Consider the following 25,240-nt stretch of genomic DNA (forward strand, 5'->3'; position numbering starts at 1 on the left):
CGCCGAGAGATTACAGGGAAGTATCCCCGGAAAAGAGATTCACAGCATGAAATGGATGAGGGATATATTGAATCAGCAGTTAATCTGCTAGAGAAGGACATACAGTGCTTAAGTACTACACACAGGATGAGAAAGAAAGAAGTCAAGGGCTGCGCAGCAGTTCATGAACCCTTGAGTTCTTTCTTTCCCATCCGTAAAATACAGAAGCAATGGATGGATAAAAAAACCAGTAGAGTAAAGGTAGGGAACCTGGTAAAATAGGGGAAGCAAATCGAAACCAATCACAAGGGTGATTTCTGACCTTTCGTTTCCGAAAGTAAATTGACGCTGCCATGTCCAAGTGCATCATTGTACCAAAAGGCCATCTGTGATATAATTATCTCATTAAAATTTTCCCGGACAGACCGGAAACAGTTTTTGTCTCATACTGCCCGGGCGCAATCATCACCTCTCCGGAGCCTGTTTGAAAATTCATTCCCGCACGGAAAGCAATATTCAGATACTCTCTAATACATTATGAGATATCACGAAAGAAGGAAGTGTTATGGACTTAAAATTACAGGTAAAGCAAACCCAGACTTTGTCACAGCGGATGATTCAGTCAGCTGAGATTCTTCAGATGACCTCTCAGGAGCTGAATACTTATATCAATGAACTGGCATTGGAAAACCCGGTAATCGACATTGTGGAGCCCCCCACGGCAGAAGAGCAGCGCGAGTCCATCGAACAGCAGGAATGGCTTAATTCTTTCAATGAGGAGAATTACTATCTGTACCAGCGCCAGAATAATGACGATGACTACGACTTTAAATCCAGCTGGAACATAAACACGGACGACGGAGAGACCCTTCAGGACTATCTGTGGTCTCAGCTCATCACGGAAAACTTCACGGACCAGGAAACGGAAATCATCAAGTTCATGCTGGAATGTCTTGACAACAAGGGCTACCTGGAAGAGAGCATAGAGACCATTGCCTCCTACTTTGGGACCGATACCGAGCTTGTGGAAGATCTCCTGTCCGACCTCCAGGCTCTGGACCCCTCCGGCGTCTGCGCGCGTACACTGGAGGAATGCCTGAAGCTGCAGCTGGAACGCAGGAATATGCTGACCCCGGTACTGGAATCCATCATTGACAACTGCCTGGAAATGGTTGCCAAGAACCAGATTCCGGCCATTGCCAGGAAGCTGCGCCTCTCTCCCACTGAAACTGCCGGTTACTGTCAGATTATTAAATCCCTGAATCCAAAGCCGGGCGTATCCTTCAGCAGCAGGGACCAGCTCCGCTATATCATACCGGATGTGACCATTGTAAAATTCAAAGACCATTTTGATATCCTGCTGAACGAATCCATGTATCCCACCATTGAGCTTAACAGCTACTACCGCCAGATGAACCAGAATCCGGAGTCCTCCGAACTGAAGGAGTATCTGGGCAATAAAATCCGGCAGGCCGAGTGGGTGAAGCAGTGTGTGACCCAGCGCGGAAAGACGCTGATGCAGGTATCCCGGGCCATCCTTGAACACCAGGAGGAATTCTTCACCTTTGGGCCCGCCCACCTGAATCCCTTAAGGCTGGCAGATATCGCCCAGGAACTGGACATCCACGAATCCACTGTCAGCAGGGCTGTCAGCAAGAAATACCTTCAGTGTTCCTGGGGCGTATATCCTATGAACTTCTTCTTCTCGCGCAGCGTGGCTGTCCAGGGAAGCGGCAGCAGTGAAAACGGCGCCCAGTCCGTAACTGCCGCGGATATCAAGCGGGTGCTTAGGGAAATCATAGAGGAAGAAAACAAAAAGAAGCCTTACAGCGACCGCCTTCTGGGTGAAAAGCTGGCAGAACGCGGCATATCCATCTCCCGCCGGACCGTTGCCAAGTACAGGGAAGAGGAAGGCATTGCGGACGCCAGCGGGCGTAAGGAGTATGTGTAACAAAATATTCTTAGAGGCATGGCAGACCGGCCATGTCTTTTTATTTACCCCAAATACACAGGGGAGAATGCGGATTTTATATCTGAGAGTATGCCAAAAAAACCGAATTAAGTTTATTTTACTCAAAATTCATCTTGACAATATTGGAGAAATCTTGTAGAATTGTTGATGTCGCTGATGGAACAGAGCTTGTAAGGATAATTACTGATGATACCTATTTGTTCCGGATAGGCAAATGCCCAGATAGCTCAGTTGGTAGAGCAGAGGACTGAAAATCCTCGTGTCGTTGGTTCGATTCCGACTTTGGGCACTGACCGTATGACACATCGGTCATTACGCAGGTGTAGTTCAATGGTAGAACACTAGCCTTCCAAGCTAGATACGTGGGTTCGATTCCCATCACCTGCTCTGTAAAATGCGAAAAAGCCTTAGAGAGGCTTTTTTTGTTTAGCTTTTGCGGATGGTTTTTCAGTCAAACTTCAGTCAAACTATTTTAAACCAACAGACAAAAAACCTCTTGATTTATCAGAGAAAATATGATAGACTATACCACGTCAAAGTAATATCATACTTTCATGCGCGAGTGGCTCAGGGGTGGAGCACCACCTTGCCAAGGTGGGGGCCGCGGGTTCGAATCCCGTCTCGCGCTTTTTTATTTCCCGCCGGAGACTGCACTGTCAGTTCTCCGGCCTTTTGTTTCTTTCAGATCCAAAGCTTATATAAAGCAACGGGAAGGCGCCCTCACACGGACAGCCTTCCCATTTTCAAATCTGTTTTTTCTGATTGCAGGGCCGGCTCCCCGGCTTTTACTGCTTCTGTTTGACCGTATTAAGGTACTCCATGATTCCCATATGTATGGTCCAGGCCATCCTGTCCTGATATTCCTCATCCTCCAGGCGCTTGGCTTCCTTTCCATTGCTCAGGAATCCGCATTCCACTATGACGATGGGCTCCTTCACATGAAGCAGGAGATAATAGTTGTCATTGGCCTTGGCCATCCTCTTGTTGGCCTCGCCCAGCACATAGTCAAAGCGCTTCTGCAAAATTTCCGCCAGATACTTTCCCTTCTCTGATGTCTTATAGTAAAAGACCTGGCCTCCGGATACATATTCCTCATGGTAACTGTTCTGGTGAATGCTGACCACCAAATCCGGCGCTGCCTCATTTATGATTTCGCACCGTTTTCTCATGTCTGCCATCTTTTTATGACTGTCCCCAGAGCTGTAAAGCCCCTGGTCCGAATCCCTGGTGAGGATCACCTCTACGTCGGAGGCCTCAAGATATGCTTTCAGCTGCTCTGATATCTTAAGGTTAATATCCTTTTCCAGCTGACCATTTATCCCTACCTTGCCCGGATCGCTGCCTCCGTGTCCGGCGTCTATGACCACCACCGGCCTTGCCTTGTCTGCCTCCGCTGCCTGATTATGGACAGCCACCAGTGTCCCTGCCTGCCATGATATCAGTGCCACGATACAAAGCAGCAGAATCCCCATCACTGTCTGCCATGCTGAATGCTTCATCAATGGGCGCTCCCTGATAACCTTTATTCCAGTATATTCACCCGCCTGATGAAAATGAACCGGTTTTTACTCCATACTCAGAACGTTATAATCCTGTACCGCGTCTTCTATGATATATTCCAGGTATTCATACAGGATGCTGGGATAGCAGTACTCTTTCCACATGGCGTATCCGGGCTGCTTCACAGCCTCCTTCACCACCTCATACGCCCTGCCGCCATAGCATGCGGCATTGATATCCCCATATACCTTTGCCATCTGCTGCTTCTCCGATTCTGTCAGCTTCACAAATATGCTGCCCGTCTCCTCCTCCGCAGAATTCTTCATGGCGTCATAGGCCTGATTATAGAATATCTGCTTTAAAACAGGTGGGCTGTATGTGTCGAAGTTCAGCAGGTTCTCATCCGTGCTCTTGTTTTTCCTGGCCCATTTCTCCATATTAACCTTGCGTGTATAGTAATAAAATGTCTCATCCTCCATGTAATCCAGCACACCGTACTGACAGGGAGGCGTGGACAGGGAGCTGGTGACCACCTCATAGATACCGATATCGTTATTCCTCATAAAGTGCTGCACATGCAGGTGTCCGCTGAGGAACAGCGGGATATTCTCCCCTTCCAGCATCTGTATAAGCTCCTCACTGTGCTCGATGGTACAGTCATCCGCATATACCTTGCTCTCCTCCAGCAGGTTGTGATGGGCCACCGGAAGAAGAATCACGCTGTCCCGGGCAGCCTGCTCAAGCTGCTCCCTTATCCACTCATAGGTCTCTGTCTTTATCATCCCCCCAACCTTATTGCGGGGTTCATACTGGCAGGTATCCAGCATGAGCAGGCGCATGGACGGTCCCAGGTCATAGGTGTAACTGAGGGAATCGGCATCCCTGCTGCCGGCCTCTGAGTATCCGAATTCCTTATAAATACGCTCAAAATCCTCCGGCGTGGAAGGTTCTGCCGGGTACCGGTCTCCCCTGGAATACACGGAGGCGCTTGGATTATTAATGTCATGGTTGCCCGGTATAACCAAAACCGTGATACCGGCTTTCTCCACCTCATCCAGCTTTTTCGCCAGTTCTTCATGGCTCTTCTTTTCTCCCTGAAGACTTAAGTCTCCGCTGATAATCAGGGCATCCGGACTCAGAAGCTTGATTTCCTCCAGTGCGGCATCTGTTATCTCCCATACGTAATTGGTCAGTTTCCCGTCGCCGTGCTCTACCATGGACTGAAACATATCCCCCCGGTACGTCAGGGATTCTGCCAGATAATGTATATCTGTCATAAGGATAATGCGTTTTCCTCCAATCAGCGGCTCTGCCTTTGTCTCCTTTTCAACATCCGGAAAAGGCTGTATCTGCGAAGGCGCAGGATGGGTGGGCTTTTGCAGCTCTGTTTCCTGAACCGTTTCCTTTGTCTGCTGTTTTTCGGTGGTGGGTGCCACCTGGTTTCCAGTCTGTACGCTGCACCCTGCCATGATTCCAGCCATCAAGACCGCTGTCATGATTCCCGTTATCCTTGTTCTTCCTCTCATTTCCTTCCTCCGGCGTCTGAACTGTTACTATTTAACCTCTGACACAATATCCCATATGTCCGCTGGTTCAAATCCCAGCTTCCAGCAGGCAACTCCTGCCAGGTCAAACTCCTTAATCAGGTCAATCTTAAGCTTCATGGAATCTTCCTCTTCCATCCATATATACTGCTGTCCGCTTCCGCTCACAGTCTCACCGTAATACTGCCCCAAAAGCTTATCCCAGGTAAGCTCCACCTGGTTCTCCTCCACCCACTGCCTGGCATCTGATATGCCATATGCCTTGGAAGAGGTCTTCCCCTCATTTACGGTCCATACCCTGGTATAGAAGGGGACCGCATTGATGACCTTTTCCTTGGGGACCTCTTTCAGGGTATTCTCAATGCCCTCCCTCACATAGGGAATGGACGATACGGAACCGGCTTCTCCTCCTGCATAGTGTTCATCATATCCCATAACAATCACATAGTCAGCCACGATTCCCTGCTCCCTCCTGTTATAAAACGCAGTATAGGAGGATGGTACATAGTTGTCCACAGACAGCACAAGTCCCTTATTGCGGCAGGCAACCGACATTTCCCTTATGAACTGCACATAATGGGGCCCTGCCTCTGCCTTCAGGCTCTCAAAATCCAGGTTGAATCCGTCAAAGCCATAGGTATCCGCCTCATTCATCAGTTTTTCAATGAGCTTTTTTCTGGTACTGGTGGAGGACATCAGGGTCTTTGTGTTTAGATTTTTGACGCTTTCCTCCGTACTCACATTCTCCACCATGGCCCACACCTTCAGTCCCATATCATGGGCCTTATCCACGTAATCCCTGCTGGCTAGTGATGTATAGGTGCCATCGCTGGACACCACATTGAACCAGGTGGGCACAATCACATTCATCCCCCTGGCGTTGGACGCGTATTCCTCAAGGGTATTATTTCCCTCCGGCCGTGTGACCTGATGAAATCCCAGCCTTACTTTCCCGTCCATGGAAATGCTGGTATACACAGGCGCCTCAAAGGTGCTGACAGGCGCAACCTGCTCTCCTGCCTCCAGTTTCCGGTTCTCCACATATCCGATATAACCGTCCGATGTCCTGACCCTGGACCACTTTTCCATGGTTTCCAGTACATCCACAGTCTCTCCTGCCGCCGCCTCTGTGATAATCTGGCTCTTTACACCGCCCTTCACCCTGACCTGTCCTGTTTTTTTCAGCACTGCCGTGTCATAGGGCTGCCAGGAGGTGTCGATGAACACCCGCTTAATCTGGCTTGTGGCAAAGGCCTGAGTCCGGATATCCGTATAATTCACCACAACCCCAAGGGACAGGTACATCCCATCCTGTGTGACCTTAAAGAGAGGTCCCTTCTCGCCCCGGGTACTTTCGTCCGCATACACAATGGATTCAGGCAGTGCATACACCAGCAGTTTTTCGCCCTCATCCCAGTAAAAGCGCTCGTTCAGATGTTCATTTACCCAGTCCACAGGCAGGTACACCTGGCCATCCTCGTAGATTCCCTTCTCCTCCTGCACCTGGTTATCCAGAATAAGGGCCACCTGGCCGTCCTTAATACCAAATATCCTGCTCTTATCCGCCAGCTCATTGCTGGGTATGTATTTCTTGGCAAAAAGCACTCCCAGACCACCGCCTGCCAGGATAAATATGAACAGCAGAACCAGCGCCGTGATTCCGCAGCCGTGACCTTTTCTTCTTCTGCTCATCCTGTCCTCCAGTTTCCTAATGATTGTTTTTATTCTACCACAAAATAGAGTGTATGTACCAATTAATTGCTTACAATTTACAGTCATTATGGAGGAAACAGGAACAAAAGCCCGGTATGCGCCGCCTGCTTTGGCTGCACAGGCTGAGACGGTACTCATGGCAGCGTATAATCCGGGCTTTTGTTATCTGCTCTTGTTATCTGTTCTTGTTATCTGCTCTTATTAAATGTTCTCGCTATCTGCTATTGTCCGCTCATGAATCCTTATCTTTTTTCTCTTTGGGAGGGTCGCTGAGATACACTTTGTCAAATCTGAATTCCTTCAGACAGCCCTGTTCGGCGCCAACATAGTCTCCCATGTAAAAGCCCCCGTCTTCTCCCATCTCGAATATCCTCTCCCATTCTTTTTCCGGGCACTCGACTCCGTCAATGGTAATCCGAACCCCTTTGTTCTTGTATCTCTTCAATCCGTCCAGATAGGTTCTCTGGTGTTTCTTCCGGTCTCCATACTCGACATTTCTTATCATACTGATAAGTCCTCCCCTATTACCGCGGGACAGCCGGACGGCAGCACCAAGGAGTTGTTTCCGTGACATACTTTTGTGCGCCGTTTCCTTCTGTCTCTTTTTTCTTCACAAAATCCTCTCAAACCACCGCATGGTCTCGTAATCCACTGAAAACGCATCTACTGAAAGAGGAACCCTGACCAGAGAAATCCCAAACTGCCTCTCTATCTGTTTTCTGGTGTCCTCACTGCCAAAGGCAGCCGTATATATCCACCCTGCTCTGCGTCCTTCCTCCTCTGATAAAAGCTCCAAAAATGCCTCCAGCTTCCATTCGCTCAGTGCAGCCATGACAATCTTCACTTCGCATCTGAGCCATTCCGCCCTGATGGATGGTCTCAACTCTCCAAAATCAATAATGATTTCGTCATATGTTCCATCCAGACAGGACGCCAGCACGCCTGGGGCTCCCTGCATATAATATGTAACCCCGAAGATTTTGTATCTGTAGTCCGCAGAATCTGCCTGCTTTGCGGAACCGGCCTGACATATATCCTTCATGGTCTTCCATGCGCCATGGTCATTCCACTCAATCACCGCAGTCCTGCGCTGCAGGGCACTGGCCATATAATTGGCCGCCAGGACGCTAAGATGAGTCACCCCTGTTCCCCGTCCTGTTCCTGTGATTCCGACAACCCTGCACCCTTTCGCAGGCTCCCGGCTGTGTTTAAAAAAGGTTTTCTTAGAAAATCCCATCTTTTTAATAAGCCTCTTTTTTTCTTCCCTCTCCCGCCGCTGCCGGCCACGGCAGACCATAAAGACTGAAAAAAGGCATCTTCTCTTTTCTGGCTGAAAGGATTTTCGTACTCCGGCGAGACAAACAGCTTTATTCCCTTTAAAGCCTTGTCTGATTTGGTCATGGCCTTCAGTTCCTTTTGACATATGGCCCGTGTGCCCCGAAATATAAGCACACGGTTCCCGCCGCACCGTCCCGTCCAGGCCTGATTCATCCAGGATATGTACCGCCTGATGTATCGGCCGTCCCAGACGCTGGCGCTGCCTGTCCCTAATAAATCTGCCTTCGCCGCCTTTAATTCCTGTTCCGCCTGCTGCCAGTCTGTTCCATAGTCTTTCACTATGATGTCAAATCCTGTCCCTTCATCCAGCTTCACGGCAGGTCCATACCACGGCTTTAAGTAACAGCCGTTCATGGTATAGATTCCAAAACGGTCCGGACGCATACCTGCCCTTTGGGCCATGGTGACCACTGCCCGGGAGACATTATGTTCCTCATAAAGCGCCCGGTACCCATTCCTGTTCAGAAAATATACCAGCCCTAAGGCTAAATGTGTGGTGCCCGTCCCAGCCTTCATTCCGGTCAGAATCAAAATATGAGATGGTATCGCCTTCTGTTCTTTTTCTTCTGTCAGCTTCCTGGTACACAGCGCCTGAAGCGCATCCTCCACCTCTCCGGCGGAAGCGTACCGTTTCTCCATATTGGAGTCCATGCATTTTCTGATAATCCGCTCAAAAGCCTCCGATAGGGCGGCAGACTGTCCGGCGTCCTCTCTCAGGGTTCCGGCTGTCATAAAACGGAGGACTGCACCAATGGCATAAATGTCGGTCCTTTGGTCCAACATACGGTCAGAAGCATACTGTTCAGGAGCCGCGCAGCCCACTGTACCGAATCGCTTTGGGGCAATGTTTGCCCACCGGCAGCCTGCGGCATGATCAAAATCAATCAGCTTTACGGTGCCGTTGCAGATTATCAGGTTATTTGGTTGTAAATCTAAATGTAATATGGGTATTTCACACGCAGAATGCATGTAAGCTACAAGCCCGCAGACCTGCATCCCGTAACGGACTGCCTCTGCCTCTTGAATAGGCCCCTGATTCGCAATCAGGGCATATAGAGAATATCCTTCAAGATATTCCTCGATTAAATAAAAAAAATCGGAATCTTCTTCTAAATCATAAATCATGGGAATCCCAGGATGGTGCAGTTCTTTTAGCACCAATGCTTCCCTTCGGAAGGTGTCATAGTCGGCATCCCTCTTAGAAATGCGCTTTATGGCCCTGTATTCCTCCAGGCCAATGTGCACTGCCAGCCATACGGTTCCTGCCCGGCCTGTTCCCAATTTGTGCAGCAGGCGGTATTTGCCAAATAAAATGGTATTCTTTACTCACCCCTCCTTCGTCACAATATCATCTCATATTCCAATTTTACCCTTTTCCTTGTCACCTGTCTATGGTCGTTATATCTTCCATGGCTTTTCATATGCTATTTATACAACCTGAAAACATCCTGCGGCACGATATTTTTTAAATTTTTATGAAATGATTGATATTTCCACCTGTAATGTAGTATATTTAAAGTGTAGAAGTCTACTTTCGGCCTGAAGTTTCAAAAAAACACCCTGGTCCAAAGCAGATGCCACCACATTTGACACAGAACAGGAAGTGATCCTAATGAAGATAGAACGTATCAATGAAAACCAGATTCGCTGTACATTGACCAGCTTTGATTTAAGTGCGCGCAATATCAACCTGGTAGAACTGGCTTATGGAACGGAAAAAGCCAGGAAGCTGTTCAGGGAAATGATTCAGAAAGCCTCCAATGAAGTGGGCTTTGAGGCGGAGGACATTCCTCTGATGGTTGAGGCGATTCCTCTGTCCAGCGAAAGCATCATGCTGGTCATCACTAAAATCGAAGACCCGGAAGAACTGGATACCCGTTTTGCCAAGTTCTCACCTTTCACGGACGACAACCAGAATTCCCTTGTGTCGCAGTTAGCCAGCGAGTTCCTGGAAGGCGCTTCGGATTCCCTGAATTACCTGGAACCAGGTTCCGTGGAGCAGGTTGGGGATGAGAGCGCCGCGGACAGTGCCTCTGAAGCTACCGCCAAGAAGAATGCAGGTTCCGTTGCCGGCAGCCGCATCTTCCGGTTCAACAGCCTGGACCGCATAAGTGAGGCTTCCCGGGCCGTATCCGGAATCTATGACGGCGTCAACACCCTGTATAAGAAGCCCGGCACCAGACAGTATTATCTCATTGTAAAACGCCTGGACTGCGGCGACCTGGATTTCTCCCGTGTGTGCAACATATTGGCGGAGTATGCCACCAAGCTGTCAGGGGAATCCGCCAGCGAGGCATATTTTAAGGAGCACTATGAGGTCATCATTCAGGATAATGCCCTTCAGAATCTTGCCAGGATTTAAGGACGGGGCCTTACTGTAGATATATGGAAATTTTAAATATATGGAAACATTACAAAACACCCCTGCGGCCGCATTGCCGCAGGGGTATTATATTGCCTTAAATTATTGCCCTGAATTATTGTCTTAAATTACTGCCTTAAAGATTTACCTTAAATATTTACTTAAAATATGCCGGGTACTGGTTTCTGAACATCTGCTCATTCATCATCCACCGGTTCAGATGGAGTTCCATAATCTCTGCGGCCTGCTTTTTATCGCGGCGCCGTATGGCCTCCAGCAGTTTCTTATGGTCCTCAATTATCTTATGGTCCTTAACCGTTGCCACGGACAGGCTGCGAATCCTGTCATAGTGAATCGCCAGTCTCTGGCACATCTCATAGATAAGCTCCTTCCGGCAGATGGAAAACAGCTTCCGGTGCATATCATTGTCCAGCTCCAAAAGCTTCTGGGATGAACCTCCCTCCAGATAAAACTCCTGAAGTCTGATATTCTCATCCAGCCACAGCAGGTCCTCTTCATCCGCCTGGCCGCAGACCAGCTCCACGGCCGCTTTTTCCAGGACCAGGCGCAGAAAGCGCGCCTCCTCCACCAGCTCCACATCAATCAATGCAATGCGCATCCCCCTCTGAGGGAATATCTCAATGATTCTGGATTCCTCGCTGAGCTGTATGACTGCTTCCCGCACGGGCGTGCGGCTGATGCCTATCATCTGGGACATTTCCACATCGTTAAAGGGCGCCCCGGGTTCCAAATCCAGAGATATGATATTCTCCCGCAGGGTCCGGTATGCATACTGTCTGGCAGTCTCTCCATGTCTCTTTTCCTCTATCTTCATGGGTAAAACCTCCTAATGCCACTCCCCAAGCCTACAGTGACTGTATCTCCTCCCGGACATCATCCCGCAGATGCCGTATCCCTTCTGGTCCATGCCGGCTGCTCCTATGCCGTCCGTGAGCACTGCCCCCAGGATATCCAGCATGAACGAAAAGGCCGATCCCTTCCAATGCCCCGCATCCAGTGGGTGTATTTCTGATTCCCACCATGCCGATGCCGTACTGATCCGCCAGCTCCATGGCCCGGTCCGCGCAGTACAGGGCATTCAGGATGCCGCTCATCGCACCCATCCTTTGCTGCTGTATACGCCTAACGGTTCTGCTTCCGGATAGCCTCCCACAAACCATTTAGGTAGCATGCCCCAAGGGCCCTGTCATAGAGGCCGTATCCGGGCATGGACACCTCTCCCCAGATAGCCCTTCCGTGGTCAGGGCGCATGATTCCGTCAAAACCAATGTCGTACAGCGCTTTCATTATCTCATACATATCCATGCTGCCGTCTGCTGAGAGATGGGCAGCTTCCTGGAATTCTCCAGGAGCATTATACTGCAGATTGCGCACATGTGCAAAGGGAATCCTTCCTTTTAAGGACCGGATGATATCCGGGATGTCATTTTCCGGATTGCTTCCCAGGGAGCCGGTACACAGGGTGACGCCGTTAAACGGCGCGTCCACGGCTTTCATCAGTTTGAGAAGCCGCTCTTTGCCGGTAATGATTCTGGCTAATCCGAATACGGGCCATGCCGGATCATCCGGATGTATGGCCATCTTAATATCATACTTCTCACATACGGGCTGGATTGCCTTGAGGAAATACACCAGATTGTCAAAGAGACGGTCCTCATCCACATCCTTATACATGTCAAACAGCTCTTTAATGCGCGCCATACGCTCAGGCTCCCATCCGGGAAGCTCAAATCCGTTAGACTTTTCTCCCATGGACTGGAACATATTCTCAGGATTAATCTTATCAATCTCCTTCTGGCTGTAAGCCAGCACCGTGGAACCGTCCGGACGCTCCTTAGCCAGATCGGAACGGGTCCAGTCAAAGACCGGCATGAAATTATAGCACACCACATGAATTCCGGCCTGGCCCAGACGCTCCAGGGTCGTTATGTAGTTGGCAATGTACTGTTCCCTGTCAGGAGTTCCCACCTTGATCGCATCGTGTATATTGACACTCTCAATTCCCAGGACCTTTAATCCCCTGGATTCCACCTGTTCCTTCATCTGAAGGATGCGCTCCATGGGCCAGACCTCTCCGGCCGGAATGTCATACAGGGTGGTAATCACGCCTTTCACACCCGGTATCTGCCTGATTTGCTCCAGAGATACAGAGTCCACACCCTCACCGAACCAACGCAATGTCATATCCATAACTAATTTCCTCCTTGAAATATCTGTGCGGTACTTTTGTGCTTTTCCGGTTTTCCGAAAATAAATATCTTAATATACTAATATATTACTCTTTTGAAAACAATCTGTCAATACAGGAGAACATAAAAAGAACCCGGCTCAGTCATATATCCCCTGAGCCAGGATCCTCCAATCACTGTTTCAGACTATCATCAGGCTTTAGCTGCCAGAATTTCGTTAATCTGAGAAACCAGTGTGTCACAGTCAATGCCGTGTACCATACAAGCCTCTTCCAGAGACTCACCCTGGGAAGCCGGGCAGCCAAGGCAGTGCATTCCGGCACGCATCAGAATTGGCGGTATGCTCTCATCGACCTGAATAAGCTGGCCAATCAGCATGTCTTTACTAATCTGCATCTCTTTGTCCTCCTTATATTTCTGCTATAAGTATAACCAATTAATCGGTCTACCACGCTTCTACCATCATAATACGTTTTTCGGCATTTGACAAGTCCTGCATAGACTTACATATTTTTCATATTAACCATAATTATCAAGGCTTGTTAAAAAATATTATCACTATGCCCTCTTGACGTGTATACAATGTGCATAATATAATAAGTGTTGCAAAAGCAACAGCATATATCAGGTTTTTCTAGTAGACTATGGATGTCCGGCAAAACCGGTATGGCTGTGAAACATTTGGTTAACAATAGTTTTTATATATAGGTTCACGCATTTCACAGGAGGAAAAGTCTATGAGAACAGAGTGGAACACATTTAAAGGCGGTGTATGGCAGCGGGAAATCAATGTACGCGACTTCATACAGAAAAACTACACCCCCTATGACGGCAGCGACGATTTTCTGGAAGGTCCTACCCAGAATACAACGGAGCTCTGGGACCAGGTTATGGAGCTGTCAAAGAAGGAACAGGAAGCCGGCGGAGTCCTGGATATGGATACCAAAATCATTTCTACCATCACGTCCCACGGCCCCGGATATTTAAACAAGGACAAGGAAACTATCGTAGGCTTTCAGACCGACAAACCCTTTAAGCGTTCCCTCCAGCCATATGGAGGCATCCGCATGGCTATGAAGGCCTGCCAGGACAATGGATACGAGGTTGACCCTGAAATTGTGGAATTCTTTACCAAGCACAGGAAAACCCATAATGCAGGCGTATTCGACGCCTACACCCCGGAGATGAGGGCATGCCGTTCCAGCCATATCATCACAGGACTGCCGGATGCCTATGGACGCGGACGCATCATCGGTGACTACCGCAGGGTTGCCCTTTACGGCGTGGATGCCCTGATTCAGGAGAAAAAGGAAGAAAAGGATTCCACACGCACCATTATGTACTCTGATGTTATCAGAGAGCGTGAGGAACTGTCCGAGCAGATCCGGGCTCTGGAGGAGCTGAAGGAGCTCGGGCGTATCTACGGTTTTGATATCTCAAAGCCGGCTTGCGATGTTAAGGAAGCCATCCAGTGGACCTACCTGGGATACCTGGCCGCTGTCAAGGAGCAGAACGGTGCAGCCATGTCACTGGGACGCACCTCCACCTTCTTAGATATTTACGCTGAGCGCGACTTAAAGGAAGGACGCTATACGGAGAAAGAGATTCAGGAATTCGTGGACCACTTCATCATGAAGCTGCGTCTTGTAAAATTTGCCAGAACACCGGAATACAACGAACTGTTCTCCGGCGACCCCACATGGGTTACGGAATCCATCGGAGGAATCGGCATTGACGGCCGTCACATGGTGACCAAAATGTCCTTCCGTTATCTGCACACCCTTCAGAACCTGGGCACTGCCCCTGAGCCAAACCTGACCGTACTGTGGTCCACAAAGCTTCCTGAGAATTTTAAAAGGTTCTGTGCCAAGACCTCCATCGAGTCCTCCTCCATCCAGTATGAGAACGACGATTTGATGAGGGTGACCCACGGCGATGATTATGCCATTGCCTGCTGCGTATCCAGTATGCGTATCGGAAAGGAAATGCAGTTCTTCGGCGCCAGGGCCAATCTGGCCAAGTGCCTGCTCTACGCCATCAACGGCGGTGTGGATGAAATCAGCGGCAAGCAGGTGGGCCCGAAATACCGTCCCGTGACCACCGAGTATCTGGATTTTGACGACGTGATGGACAAGTACAAGGATATGATGAAATGGCTGGCCAAGGTATATGTCAATGCCCTGAACATCATCCATTACAATCACGACAGATACTGCTATGAGAGGCTTCAGATGGCGCTCCATGACAAGAAGGTGACCCGCTGGTTCGCAACCGGCATCGCAGGCCTTTCCGTTGTGGCAGACTCCCTGTCCGCCATCAAATACGCCAAGGTCAAGGCAGTACGCAATGAAAAGGGCATTGTGACCGATTATATCGTGGAAGGCGATTTCCCTAAATATGGAAATAACGACGACCGGGTAGACCAGCTGGCAGCAGACCTGGTGCACACCTTCATGAGCTATATAAAGGGCAACCACACCTACCGCGGCGGCATCCCCACCACTTCCATCCTTACCATCACCTCCAACGTGGTGTACGGAAATAATACGGGCGCTACCCCGGACGGCAGGAAGGCAGGCCAGCCCTTTGCGCCGGGCGCAAACCCAATGCACCACAGAGACAGCCACGGCGCAGTGGCATCCCTGTCATCTGTTGCAAAGCTTCCGTTCAAGGACGCCCAGGACGGTATCTCCAATACCTTCTCCATCATACCGGGCGCTCTGGGCAAGGATGACCAGATTTTCATGGGAGACCTGGAAGTGGAGCTGAACGGCTGCGGAGGCGGCTGTGAAGCACCTACCCTTTTTGAAGGGCTGGATTCCGAAGCCGGCATCGAGGAATCCTGATAAGCAGCATATAAACCATCTTCTTGAGAAAGCGAGGATTATATTATGGTAAAAGCAAGCGAATCACAGATTGATAACCTGGTGGCTCTGTTAGACGGCTATGCCCAGGAAGGCGGACACCATCTGAACGTAAATGTATTCAGTAAGGAAACCCTTTTGGATGCACAGGCCCACCCCGAAAAATATCCCCAGCTCACGGTCAGGGTATCCGGCTATGCAGTGAACTTTAATAAGCTGACAAAGGCACAGCAGGATGAGGTCATTTCAAGAACCTTCCACGGATCCATCTAAATCCTGTCTGCAAACTGCTTTGGATGCCGCCTGGACAGGAAGATTATCCGCCCCGGTCGGCATCCATGTTTCTCAGAAAGGAGCACAGCCTTATGATTGGACGCGTACATTCCATAGAAAGCTTTGGTACCGTGGACGGCCCCGGTATCCGCATGGTAATCTTCTTAAGCGGCTGCCCCATGAGATGTCTCTATTGCCATAATCCGGATACATGGGACCCCAAGGGCGGCACCCCCATGACGGCGGAGGAAATACTGAACCAGTATGAGCAGGCCCGTCCCTTTTACAAAAAAGGGGGCATCACGGTCAGCGGCGGTGAACCGCTGATGCAGATAGGTTTTGTGACAGAGCTCTTTGAGAAAGCCAAAAAAAGCGGTATCCACACCTGCCTGGACACCTCCGGCGTTACCTTTAACCCGGGTTCACAGGCAGTCATGGCCCATTTTGACCGGCTTTTGGCTTCCACAGACCTGATACTCCTGGATATCAAGCATATTGACCCTAAGGAGCATGTGAAGCTGTGCGCCCAGCCCCAGGATAATATACTGGCTTTTGCCGGATACCTGGAGAAGAAGCGGATACCCATATGGATCCGCCACGTGGTGGTTCCGGGCATAACGGACCGGGAGGAATATCTGTACCGCCTTGGGCGCTATCTCGGCACGCTTAAGAACGTAAAGGCATTGGATGCGCTGCCTTATCACGACATGGGGAAGGCTAAGTACCATCAGCTTGGAATCCCCTACCCATTAGAGGACACCGCCCCCTTGCCTCCTGCAAAGGCGGCAGAGGCCCGCAAAATTATTCTTCAGGGAATGCGCGACGAAAGGGCCCATTGCTCCTAAATTTATACAATATTCGCTGGTTTAGGAACGATTTTCCTCTTGAATAATTAGACGTTATAGTATAAAATAAAATAACAATGTAGACAAATCTTAAGGAGGTATTTTATCATGGCATATGTAATCAGTGATGCTTGTGTAAGCTGCGGCAGCTGTGCAGCTGAATGTCCAGTAAGTGCAATTTCCGAGGGAGACAGCCAGTACGTTATCGATGCTGATACCTGCATCGACTGCGGAACCTGCGCAGCTACCTGCCCAACCGGAGCTATTTCCGAAGGCTAATTAAGTATTACATAAGGGTCTCTTCCAGACGGAAGAGACTCTTTTTCATATATTCAGCATATATTATTCACAGAGCACATGGAGGAATCCAAATACCATGAAAAAACCAGTAATCGGCATAACCCCATCCCACAATACGGATAACGACGATATAAGTGTGCGCCCCACCTACCTGAGGGCCATTGAAGCGGCGGGAGGCCTGTCCATCCTTCTTCCCCTGGAGGTATCCGGGGAAGATTTAAAACAGCTGTCTAAGCTGTGTGACGGCTTTCTCTTTTCCGGCGGCCCGGACATTCATCCATTCCTTTTGAAGGAGGAAACACATACGCAGTGCGGCAATGTGTCCATGGCGCGGGATACCATGGAACTATCCCTCCTGAAGCTTGCCGTGGAAGCACAAAAGCCGGTGTTAGGAATCTGCCGCGGAGCCCAGATCATTAATGTGGGGCTGGGAGGCGACATCTATCAGGATATTCCCAGCCAGACGGAAACCGTCTTTCCCATTGCCCATAAGCAGCCCTATTCATGCTGCCTGCCTTCCCACCACGTGGATGTGCGCAGGGATACACTGCTGTACGGGATTGCGGAGGGGAAAACGGAAATCGCAGTAAACAGTTCCCATCATCAGGCGGTACGCAGGATTGCTCCCTGCCTCATAGCCAGCGGCCATGCGCCCGACGGCATCATCGAGGCCCTGGAGATGCCGGATTATCCCTATCTTCTGGCCCTGCAGTGGCATCCGGAGTATATGTGGCAGACAGACACTGTGTCCGCCAATATATTTAAAAGCTTTGTGGATGCCTGTCAGGGATAGCAGGAATGGCGGACAGCAGGAAAAGCCGGCAGCAGATAGAACCGGCAACAGGAAGGCCCTGCACGACTCACGCTGCGGAATGCTGCTTGTATCATACGGGGCCAACTTACCTATATCCTGTTCTTATTCCTGTCCTTATCTGCCTACTGCTTATTATCTATGAAATTGGTGAGCAGACGGTTCATTTTATTTGAAATTATTTTTTGCATTTGCTCTATTTTTTACTCCATATCCCAACAAAACCCCCATAAAAGTGAGGTTATGCTTGTCAGAACAGATTATGTCATGTAGAATAATACTGCTGAAATAAAAGAATGACAGCACCTGTAAATAAAGGTGTTTTCATAAAAGGAGTCTGTAACAATATGAGCATTTTAAACGTAGAGCATTTAAGCCACGGCTTTGGGGACCGGGCCATTTTCCAGGATGTCTCCTTCCGCCTGTTAAAGGGGGAGCACATTGGCCTGATTGGGGCGAACGGTGAAGGAAAGTCCACCTTTATGAACATCATTACCGGCAAGCTCATGCCTGACGAGGGCAAGGTGGAGTGGGCAAAAAACGTGAGGGTCGGTTATCTGGACCAGCATGCGGTGCTGGAAAAGGGAATGACCATTCGGGATGTGTTAAAGAGCGCCTTCGCCTTCCTTTTTGATATGGAAGAACACATGAACCAGATTTGCGATAAGATGGGGGAAGCCGGCGAGGATGAGATGGCCGCCATGATGGATGAGCTGGGAACCATACAGGACCTTCTCATGGCCCATGATTTCTATATCATTGATTCCAAGGTGGAGGAAGTGGGCCGCGCCCTTGGCCTGGCTGACATAGGGCTGGACAAGGACGTGACGGAGCTTTCCGGAGGCCAGCGCACCAAGGTGCTCTTAGGCAAGCTTCTGTTAGAGAAGCCGGACATCCTGCTGTTGGACGAGCCTACCAATTATCTGGATGTACAGCACATTGACTGGCTGAAACGCTACCTGCAGGAGTATGAAAATGCCTTCATCCTCATCTCCCATGACATCCCCTTCCTCAACAGCGTCATCAACCTGATTTACCACATGGAAAACCAGAGGCTGGACCGGTATGTGGGGGATTATGACAAATTCCAGGAAGTATACGCAGTAAAGAAGTCCCAGCTGGAGGCTGCCTATAAGCGGCAGCAGCAGGAAATTGCGGAGCTGGAGGATTTTGTGGCCAGGAACAAGGCCAGAGTGGCCACCAGGAACATGGCCATGTCCCGCCAGAAAAAGCTGGATAAGATGGATGTGATTGAACTTGCCAGGGAAAAACCCAAGCCGGAGTTCCATTTCCTGGAAGCCCGTACTCCCGGTAAATATATCTTTGAGATAAAGGATTTAATCATCGGTTATGACGAGCCTCTGTCCCGTCCTCTTAATCTGGTGATGGAGAGAGGCCAGAAAATCGTGCTGGTAGGCGCCAACGGCATCGGCAAGACCACACTGTTAAAGAGCATACTGGGCCTTACGCCTTCCCTAAGCGGCAGTGTGGAGCTGGGCGACTACCTGTCCATCGGTTACTTTGAACAGGAGATGGCCCCCGGCAATACTACCACCTGCCTTCAGGAAATATGGACGGAATTCCCCGCCTATACACAGTACCAGGTCCGCTCCGCCCTGGCAAAATGCGGCCTGACCACGGAACACATCGAAAGCCAGGTCAGGGTGCTCAGCGGAGGCGAGCAGGCCAAGGTCAGGCTCTGTAAGCTGATTAACCGGGAATCCAATGTCCTTCTGCTGGATGAGCCAACCAACCATCTGGATGTGGACGCAAAGGACGAGCTGAAACGGGCCCTTAAGGAATATAAGGGCAGTATCCTGTTAATCTGCCATGAACCTGAGTTTTATGAGGGATTGGCAACCGATGTGTGGGATTGTAAGGAATGGGCGCTGAAGTTGTCTTAGGCAGAATAAATTTGAAACAAAAAGGAATCTCCTGGAGACTACCTTTTCGGGGGTTCCTTTTTGTTTTGAATTCAGCTATAATGGCCCGCGTCTATATAATTGCTTTTTTTTACTAATAAGGATATTTTCCAATATGTCCTATCAAAACTTTTTCCCCTTCAATTCTATCATCAAACCAGAAGAAATATATCCTCAAATTGGAATCCCGCCGAGATATGAAAATGGAAATTTTAAATATGCCTTATGTGCCGGGTCACCGGTACATTCAAGTGCTTTTACACTCAGTTCCTTCATCGCCTCAGCCGCATTATGATTATGTCTCTCATATATTTCTATTGCATAATCATTCAATAATGCCAGGTTGGATACAATTGCCTCAGTGCAACTCCTAAATTGAGGTATTCTTCTCATAGCAGAAACTTACTTTTTGTATACTCCAAATGCCCCCATTTCACTTTCAGGCCCCATTTCCTTCCATTCGCGGACAAATTCCACACTTCTCCCCATTAAATGCTATAATGGAACCATCAGTACTGAGTACAGCGGCATACCGGGAAACCGCATCATTCTCACTGAAAGGAGCTGCACCCATGAACCTTAACTGGAAAACCATATTAAAAAAGGCAGGTATCATCCTGCTGTCCACACTGCTCTTCGCCCTCTGCTCCGGCCTTCTCTACATCACAAAGATGGCCGGCTCCATCAATATTACCCGGCCGGAGGACGAACCGGAACTGGCCTCAGCCATGACCAATGAAAACCTGGACACAGAGACCCGAGAAAAACTGGGCGGATACTGGACCATTGCTGTCTTTGGGGTGGACAGCCGCAACGGAAAACTTGGAAAAGAAAATAATGCCGACGTACAGATGCTGTGCTCCATCAACAGGGATACAGGGGAAATACGCCTTGTATCATTATACCGCGACACATTCCTGATGAATGACACCGCAAACAGCGGATACGGAAAACTGAACCAATCCTACTTTCTCCAGGGCCCATCGGGCAATATCTCTGCCATCAACACCAACCTGGACATGAAGGTGGAGGACTTTGTATCCTTTAACTGGAACAGCGCGGCTGAAGCCATCAACCTTCTGGGCGGCGTGGATATAGAGCTGTCCAAGGCGGAATTCTATTATATCAATGCCTTCATCACGGAGACCGTGGACACCACTGGAATCCCCTCCACTCAATGACTATGAACCACTGGTATCAGTCCATGTACCAGATGTTTGAAATTTTTTCAGACTTCATTGAAGCGTGGCTCTGCTATGGCTTCGTGGGGCTGTTCCTGCCGGACCGGGTCCGGGGAAAGGTGCCGTCTTTTATCCTGTCTCTGCTCCTGGTGGGCTCTGTCCGGGCCATGGATACACTGGGCATTCTTTGGTTTGTATTTTATATCTGTATGACCACGGTGGTGCTGTTTCAGGTGAATCTGTTTTATGCGGTATCCCTTGTAAGCTTTTATATCCTGTGCCTCTATGTAATCAATTATTTCTGTATGTCCGTCATGGGGGTCATTGCGGGCAACCGACAGTTTGCGCAGTTCATCCTGAACCAGCTGCTGCGCTGTATTTATCTGGCTGCGGATACAACGCTCCTGCTTTTATTATATATGCTTATCAGACACGCCTTTAAGGGCGGGCTGCTCTACAGTCCGCGGATGCTGTTCGCCATTTCCCTTCTGGGCATTCTGGGCATTACCTTTCAGTGGTCACCCTCCAGGATATTTCCGTGATTACCCTGTTCAGCTGGAGCCTGTGCCTTATCATGGTACTGTGCTTTATCTTTCTCCTGCTCTTTTATTCCAATTACATGAAGGAGCATGAGCTCAGAAGCATCCTTGAACTGAAGGACCAGATGGTGCGCCAGGAATATGAGATGGTCAAACAGCTTCAACAGGAACAGCAGTCCCTTTCCCATGACCTGAAGAACCACCTTTTAGTCATGGATACCATGCTGAAGGAAGGAAAATACCAGGAAGCCCGGAATTATATGGGCCAGCTGGGCATTCCCCTGGAGCGCCTGTCTCCCTCCATATGGACCGGCACCTCCACCCTGGATGTGCTTTTGAACCATACCAGAAACCGCTGCAGCCAGTCCCATATAACCTTTACCGTACAGGCGGACGCCGTTGATTTGCGCCCCATGAAGGACCAGGATATATGCAGTCTCTTTGCCAACCTCCTTGACAATGCCTATGAGGCCGCCCACTCCATGCCGGAGGGCCAGGGCTGGATTCTCTTTAAGATGAGAAAGGCCAGAGAAATGCTCTTTATCGACCTGTCGAGAAATTGAAGAGAGAAATTCCAGGAAAGGTGGGAGTGTAAAATAAAGTGTGTGGACAGGGAAGCCTCTTTTGAGCCGCAGTCCATCCCCAAACGCACAAGGGACGTGAGCGGAATCGAGGACAAGAGTGAGGATGCCTCCACTGCCCTGCAGGCCATGAAGAATCCAAGAAAAGCGGGAAGGAGAAGAAAAAATGGGCCGGAGGCCCAGGAACAGATCAAAGCCTTATCCGCACAGGGAAAAACCATAAGGGAGATATCCGCTGAAACGGGTATTCCCAAAAGCACTGTGCAGAGGCTAAAAAAGAATGTCTGATGGGCAGGTGTCCCATAATTAAAAATGGGACAGCCTGGTTAAAGTCGCCCTAAAACAAAGGTGGAGAAGAACCCTCTAAAAGTATCCTGATAACCAGGCTCATGGACTCTCCCCCATCCCCTCAGATCATCTCTCTGAAATATTTTTAGAAAAACTTACACATTTAACTTGACAAACCCCATTCTACAGTTCGATTCTGAAATCGTCTGAACCCTCGCCGTTTACCACATAATAGGCTGCATTCTGCTCCGGAGATATGTACAGCTTGATGGACTTGATTACGGTTCCCGGATGCGTCTGTGCGTATGCCTTCTCTGCCTGCGCCAGCACATCCTTTGCTGCTACCTGCCTGCCGCCGAACTCCACTACTACGCTCTTCTCAATCTCCGGTTTTACAACCTCTTTCACAGTCTCTTTTGCTGTTTCCTTTATTTCTTCCTTCACAGCTGCCGCGGTCTCCTTAACAGTCTCTTTAACTGCTTCCTTAACTGCGGGCTCATCTGCCTTCTTAACATCTTCTGCTGTCTTAACCTCTGCTGTATTCTTAACATCTGCTGTATTCTTAACATCTGCTGTATTCTTAACCTCTGCTGCCTTCTTAACCTCTGCTGTCCTGGTCTGCGCGGCGCCTGTCTGCGCTGCCGCAGCCATAGTCCTCTTTGGTCTTGCCATATTAGTTCCTCCCTTTTTTCAATCCGATTTCCAGTGTCAATGGGGATTATACGGCAGGCCCATTTTTTTGTCAATGTCGCGGATATGGAAAATAAACTGCTAAACAAAGGCCTTTATGGAAAATTTTCAAGCATATACTGACAGATTGTCATATTTCTTTATGGCATTTGCCACATTCCTGTCCGGAAATCAGTTTCCGGGCCTGTCCGGGAACCAGGCAAAGGCTCCCGACGACGGAACCATGGCAAATTCCATCATTTTCCCGGTAGACGGATGCGGAAATGCCAGCCTGCGGGCACACAGGGCCAGAGACTGGCGTCCATCCCCAAATCCCGGTCTTTTCCTTCCTCTGTCCACAGTCCCAGTTGTGGATAACCCGCCTCCATAACGTTCATCTCCGTACAAGGGAGTTGCGTGTCCGGCAAATTGTACCCTTATCTGGTGGTGCCTTCCTGTAAGCAGCTCTATATCTATTAGGGATAACATCTGCTCCTGGTTCCCGGGGTTGTTGATAACCTCCAGGACCCTGTAATTAAGAACCGCTTTTTTGCCCTTTTCATCAGACTTATCCACAATCTTCGTTGTGTTGTTTTCCTTGCAATGGCGCAGATAATCCACATATGTCCCCTGTTTATCCACAGGTTTTCCACAAACCACTGCCAGGTATGATTTTTCCATTTTTCCGGCCTGCAAAGCGGCGCTTAATGATGCTGTGGATTTCTGGTTCAGTCCATATACCATGATTCCTTCCACCGGCTTATCCAGTCTGTGGATAACCCCCACATAGGGCGGCTGGGCTGTGGATGCTCCCTGTGGACGGCTGTGGATATCTTGTGGATTATGTAGATAACGGCGTATCTCACTTACCATATCCGGCGCAAATCCCCTGGACACCTGGGACTCCAATCCCGCCGGTTTCCGCACTACTATAATATCTTTATCTTCATATAATATTGGTACCATACCTCGACCTCGCTTATCTGTCTGTTTCCTATTCAGACGATTCTAAAGGAACGCTTTTGATTATACCATAGTTTTGCCCCTGCCCGGTTGATTATATTCAGAAATTAGTTTTATGTTCAAAGTAATTCTTAAAAAGTATTGCATATTTTTAGTCTTAGGTGTATAGTATAGAATACAGACAGATGTAGTATTAAAAACTACATATCATGGTTTCTAATAAACTGTACTGTATTTTCAATAAAAGGAGGCTGGATACTATGACAGCAAATTTAAAACGCGGGATTACCAGGGTTAAGGATCCCGGAAGCGCATTGACCCACTTCATTGCTATGATTCTGGCCATCATCGCAGCCATACCGCTGCTCTCAAAGGCAGGACGCGATTCCGGACATATGCATATCAGCGCACTGGCGGTTTTCATACTGAGCATGATTGGCCTTTATGCGGCCAGCACGATATACCATACCCTGGATATCTCCCCTAAGATTAATAAGCTGCTCCGCAAGATAGACCATATGATGATTTTCATTTTGATAGCAGGCACTTATACGCCTGTATGCATGATTGTCCTGGGCGACAAAACCGGATGGACCATGCTGACCCTGGTGTGGGGCATTGCCACTGTGGGTATCTTCATCAACGCACTGTGGATTACATGCCCCAAATGGTTCTCATCCCTGATTTACATTGCCATGGGCTGGGTGTGCATACTGGCCATAACCAAAATATTAAGCTCCATGCCCAGGGCAGGCTTCATGTGGCTTCTGGCAGGCGGTATCATCTATACGGTTGGCGGTATTATCTATGCCATGAAGCTTCCATTCTTCAACTCCCACCACAGGTATTTTGGTTCCCATGAGATTTTCCATCTCTTTGTTATGGGCGGAAGCCTCTGCCACTATGTGATGATGTACCGGTTTGTGGCATAAGGTTTAATAGGAAATTAATACAGTTTCAGTAACAGCAGGCTCAACGGCAGCTTGTCCTCTGGGGACTTGTCCCTTTTATCAGATGTTCCTTCTCCGCCCTGCTCATATGTTTAATGGCATATTCCCTGCGCATGGCTTCCTGCTTTGTCTCAAAGGCCTCATAATAGGACAGCACCACCGGACGTCTGGGTCTGGTATACTTGGCTCCATTACCCTGGTTATGGGCCTTTAGACGCTTGTCCAGGTCATTGGTCCAGCCGCAGTAAAACGTGCCGTCCGCACAGGTGAGGATATAGGTATAATTCATGGATATCCCTTCCTTCCCGGTAATCAAATTCCTGACAGCAATAAAAAGGGCGTCCCATTAAGGGAATGCCCTTCCTGTTTCATTTTATCAGATAATGCCGGCTATGTAAACGGCAATAACGCCTGCAACACGTCATCACCGCCCAGG

At 49.2% G+C, this 25,240-nt stretch carries 26 protein-coding genes, 3 tRNA genes and 1 pseudogene; 17 read left to right on the plus strand and 13 right to left on the minus strand.

Annotated features, from left to right (window positions below; genetic code table 11):
* The 5 genes from G614_RS32140 to G614_RS0107565 form a co-directional block, all read left to right on the plus strand.
* The coding region (locus G614_RS32140; RefSeq protein WP_044917487.1) for a hypothetical protein at window positions 1–261 on the plus strand (261 nt) is incomplete at its 5' end.
* A gap of 283 nt (window positions 262–544) precedes the next feature.
* The gene (gene rpoN, locus G614_RS0107545) at window positions 545–1,930 is read left to right on the plus strand and encodes an RNA polymerase factor sigma-54 (protein WP_027641480.1); all 1,386 of its coding nucleotides are present in this window, start codon (window positions 545–547) and stop codon (window positions 1,928–1,930) included.
* A gap of 237 nt (window positions 1,931–2,167) precedes the next feature.
* Window positions 2,168–2,240 (plus strand) — tRNA-Phe (locus G614_RS0107555).
* Window positions 2,241–2,267: 27 nt separating this feature from the next.
* A tRNA-Gly gene (locus G614_RS0107560) sits at window positions 2,268–2,338 on the plus strand.
* 169 nt (window positions 2,339–2,507) lie between these two features.
* Window positions 2,508–2,579, plus strand: a tRNA-Gly gene (locus G614_RS0107565).
* Window positions 2,580–2,736: 157 nt separating this feature from the next.
* On the opposite strand, the gene G614_RS0107570 is transcribed toward G614_RS0107565, so the two are convergent.
* From G614_RS0107570 to G614_RS0107595, 6 genes are all read right to left on the minus strand, one after another.
* Window positions 2,737–3,450 (minus strand): N-acetylmuramoyl-L-alanine amidase, encoded by a 714-nt coding sequence (locus G614_RS0107570; protein ID WP_027641481.1) that lies wholly within the window; start codon window positions 3,448–3,450, stop codon window positions 2,737–2,739.
* Window positions 3,451–3,516: 66 nt separating this feature from the next.
* Window positions 3,517–4,977: a metallophosphoesterase gene (locus G614_RS0107575; RefSeq protein WP_027641482.1), complete on the minus strand. Its 1,461-nt coding sequence runs from the start codon at window positions 4,975–4,977 to the stop codon at window positions 3,517–3,519.
* A gap of 27 nt (window positions 4,978–5,004) precedes the next feature.
* On the minus strand, window positions 5,005–6,687 hold the full coding sequence (locus G614_RS0107580; protein WP_027641483.1) for a glycosyl hydrolase family 18 protein: 1,683 nt from the start codon (window positions 6,685–6,687) through the stop codon (window positions 5,005–5,007).
* A gap of 253 nt (window positions 6,688–6,940) precedes the next feature.
* Window positions 6,941–7,213 (minus strand): hypothetical protein, encoded by a 273-nt coding sequence (locus G614_RS0107585; protein ID WP_027641484.1) that lies wholly within the window; start codon window positions 7,211–7,213, stop codon window positions 6,941–6,943.
* 105 nt (window positions 7,214–7,318) lie between these two features.
* A complete protein-coding gene (locus G614_RS0107590; RefSeq protein ID WP_027641485.1) occupies window positions 7,319–7,849 on the minus strand; it encodes a hypothetical protein in 531 nt (176 codons plus the stop codon).
* Complete coding sequence (locus G614_RS0107595; RefSeq protein ID WP_334291505.1) at window positions 7,846–9,339, minus strand: serine/threonine-protein kinase; 1,494 nt, start codon at window positions 9,337–9,339, stop codon at window positions 7,846–7,848. The genes G614_RS0107590 and G614_RS0107595 overlap by 4 nt, the downstream gene beginning before the upstream one ends.
* Before the next feature lie 319 nt (window positions 9,340–9,658).
* Between G614_RS0107595 and G614_RS0107600 the strand changes: the two genes are divergently transcribed.
* Complete coding sequence (locus G614_RS0107600) at window positions 9,659–10,408, plus strand: adaptor protein MecA (protein WP_027641487.1); 750 nt, start codon at window positions 9,659–9,661, stop codon at window positions 10,406–10,408.
* A 157-nt stretch (window positions 10,409–10,565) separates the two neighbouring features.
* Here the strand turns inward: G614_RS0107600 and G614_RS0107605 are convergent, their stop codons facing one another.
* The 4 genes from G614_RS0107605 to G614_RS0107620 all read right to left on the minus strand — a co-directional run bounded on the left by G614_RS0107605 (window position 10,566) and on the right by G614_RS0107620 (window position 13,014).
* Window positions 10,566–11,243: a GntR family transcriptional regulator gene (locus tag G614_RS0107605; protein ID WP_027641488.1), complete on the minus strand. Its 678-nt coding sequence runs from the start codon at window positions 11,241–11,243 to the stop codon at window positions 10,566–10,568.
* 31 nt (window positions 11,244–11,274) lie between these two features.
* Window positions 11,275–11,523 carry a hypothetical protein gene (locus G614_RS33615; RefSeq protein WP_027641489.1) on the minus strand — a complete coding sequence of 83 codons (249 nt, stop codon included), beginning with the start codon at window positions 11,521–11,523 and terminating at the stop codon, window positions 11,275–11,277.
* Between the two features lie 28 nt (window positions 11,524–11,551).
* Window positions 11,552–12,619 carry a mannonate dehydratase gene (uxuA, locus tag G614_RS0107615; protein WP_027641490.1) on the minus strand — a complete coding sequence of 356 codons (1,068 nt, stop codon included), beginning with the start codon at window positions 12,617–12,619 and terminating at the stop codon, window positions 11,552–11,554.
* A 191-nt stretch (window positions 12,620–12,810) separates the two neighbouring features.
* The gene (locus tag G614_RS0107620; protein ID WP_002586865.1) at window positions 12,811–13,014 is read right to left on the minus strand and encodes a DUF1858 domain-containing protein; all 204 of its coding nucleotides are present in this window, start codon (window positions 13,012–13,014) and stop codon (window positions 12,811–12,813) included.
* A 341-nt stretch (window positions 13,015–13,355) separates the two neighbouring features.
* Between G614_RS0107620 and pflB the strand changes: the two genes are divergently transcribed.
* The 10 genes from pflB (at window position 13,356) to G614_RS34995 (ending at window position 22,222) form a co-directional block, all read left to right on the plus strand.
* Window positions 13,356–15,464: a formate C-acetyltransferase gene (gene pflB / locus G614_RS0107625; RefSeq protein ID WP_027641491.1), complete on the plus strand. Its 2,109-nt coding sequence runs from the start codon at window positions 13,356–13,358 to the stop codon at window positions 15,462–15,464.
* 45 nt (window positions 15,465–15,509) lie between these two features.
* The gene (gene grcA3, locus G614_RS0107630) at window positions 15,510–15,755 is read left to right on the plus strand and encodes an autonomous glycyl radical cofactor GrcA3 (RefSeq protein WP_002566902.1); all 246 of its coding nucleotides are present in this window, start codon (window positions 15,510–15,512) and stop codon (window positions 15,753–15,755) included.
* Window positions 15,756–15,847: 92 nt separating this feature from the next.
* Entirely contained in the window at window positions 15,848–16,600 is a 753-nt protein-coding gene (gene pflA / locus G614_RS0107635) for a pyruvate formate-lyase-activating protein (protein WP_027641492.1), read from the plus strand.
* 108 nt (window positions 16,601–16,708) lie between these two features.
* A complete protein-coding gene (locus G614_RS0107640) occupies window positions 16,709–16,879 on the plus strand; it encodes a DUF362 domain-containing protein (protein WP_002566904.1) in 171 nt (56 codons plus the stop codon).
* Between the two features lie 97 nt (window positions 16,880–16,976).
* Window positions 16,977–17,693, plus strand: a complete 717-nt coding sequence (locus G614_RS0107645; protein WP_027641493.1) for a gamma-glutamyl-gamma-aminobutyrate hydrolase family protein — start codon at window positions 16,977–16,979, stop codon at window positions 17,691–17,693.
* Window positions 17,694–18,058: 365 nt separating this feature from the next.
* On the plus strand, window positions 18,059–19,615 hold the full coding sequence (locus tag G614_RS0107650; RefSeq protein WP_027641494.1) for an ABC-F family ATP-binding cassette domain-containing protein: 1,557 nt from the start codon (window positions 18,059–18,061) through the stop codon (window positions 19,613–19,615).
* A gap of 590 nt (window positions 19,616–20,205) precedes the next feature.
* Window positions 20,206–20,814: an LCP family protein gene (locus tag G614_RS27015; protein WP_242828026.1), complete on the plus strand. Its 609-nt coding sequence runs from the start codon at window positions 20,206–20,208 to the stop codon at window positions 20,812–20,814.
* Window positions 20,811–21,356 (plus strand): hypothetical protein, encoded by a 546-nt coding sequence (locus G614_RS32555; RefSeq protein WP_242828027.1) that lies wholly within the window; start codon window positions 20,811–20,813, stop codon window positions 21,354–21,356. Before G614_RS27015 ends, G614_RS32555 begins: the two co-directional genes overlap by 4 nt.
* Entirely contained in the window at window positions 21,353–21,916 is a 564-nt protein-coding gene (locus G614_RS32560; RefSeq protein WP_242828028.1) for a sensor histidine kinase, read from the plus strand. The genes G614_RS32555 and G614_RS32560 overlap by 4 nt, the downstream gene beginning before the upstream one ends.
* A gap of 147 nt (window positions 21,917–22,063) precedes the next feature.
* Window positions 22,064–22,222 (plus strand): helix-turn-helix domain-containing protein, encoded by a 159-nt coding sequence (locus tag G614_RS34995; protein ID WP_420341523.1) that lies wholly within the window; start codon window positions 22,064–22,066, stop codon window positions 22,220–22,222.
* 183 nt (window positions 22,223–22,405) lie between these two features.
* Here the strand turns inward: G614_RS34995 and G614_RS0107675 are convergent, their stop codons facing one another.
* Together G614_RS0107675 and G614_RS0107680 are read right to left on the minus strand one after the other, a co-directional pair.
* Window positions 22,406–22,894 carry a DUF6465 family protein gene (locus G614_RS0107675; protein WP_027641496.1) on the minus strand — a complete coding sequence of 163 codons (489 nt, stop codon included), beginning with the start codon at window positions 22,892–22,894 and terminating at the stop codon, window positions 22,406–22,408.
* 148 nt (window positions 22,895–23,042) lie between these two features.
* Window positions 23,043–23,857, minus strand: a pseudogene (locus tag G614_RS0107680) (RluA family pseudouridine synthase).
* Between the two features lie 257 nt (window positions 23,858–24,114).
* Here G614_RS0107680 and trhA point away from each other — a divergent pair.
* Window positions 24,115–24,786, plus strand: a complete 672-nt coding sequence (trhA, locus tag G614_RS0107685) for a PAQR family membrane homeostasis protein TrhA (protein ID WP_027641498.1) — start codon at window positions 24,115–24,117, stop codon at window positions 24,784–24,786.
* 40 nt (window positions 24,787–24,826) lie between these two features.
* On the opposite strand, the gene G614_RS0107690 is transcribed toward trhA, so the two are convergent.
* Complete coding sequence (locus G614_RS0107690) at window positions 24,827–25,093, minus strand: GIY-YIG nuclease family protein (RefSeq protein WP_027641499.1); 267 nt, start codon at window positions 25,091–25,093, stop codon at window positions 24,827–24,829.
* Between the last annotated feature and the right edge of the window lie 147 nt (window positions 25,094–25,240).

It is taken from the genome of [Clostridium] clostridioforme AGR2157 (genome assembly GCF_000424325.1).
Taxonomy (GTDB): Bacteria; Bacillota; Clostridia; order Lachnospirales; family Lachnospiraceae; genus Enterocloster; species Enterocloster clostridioformis_A.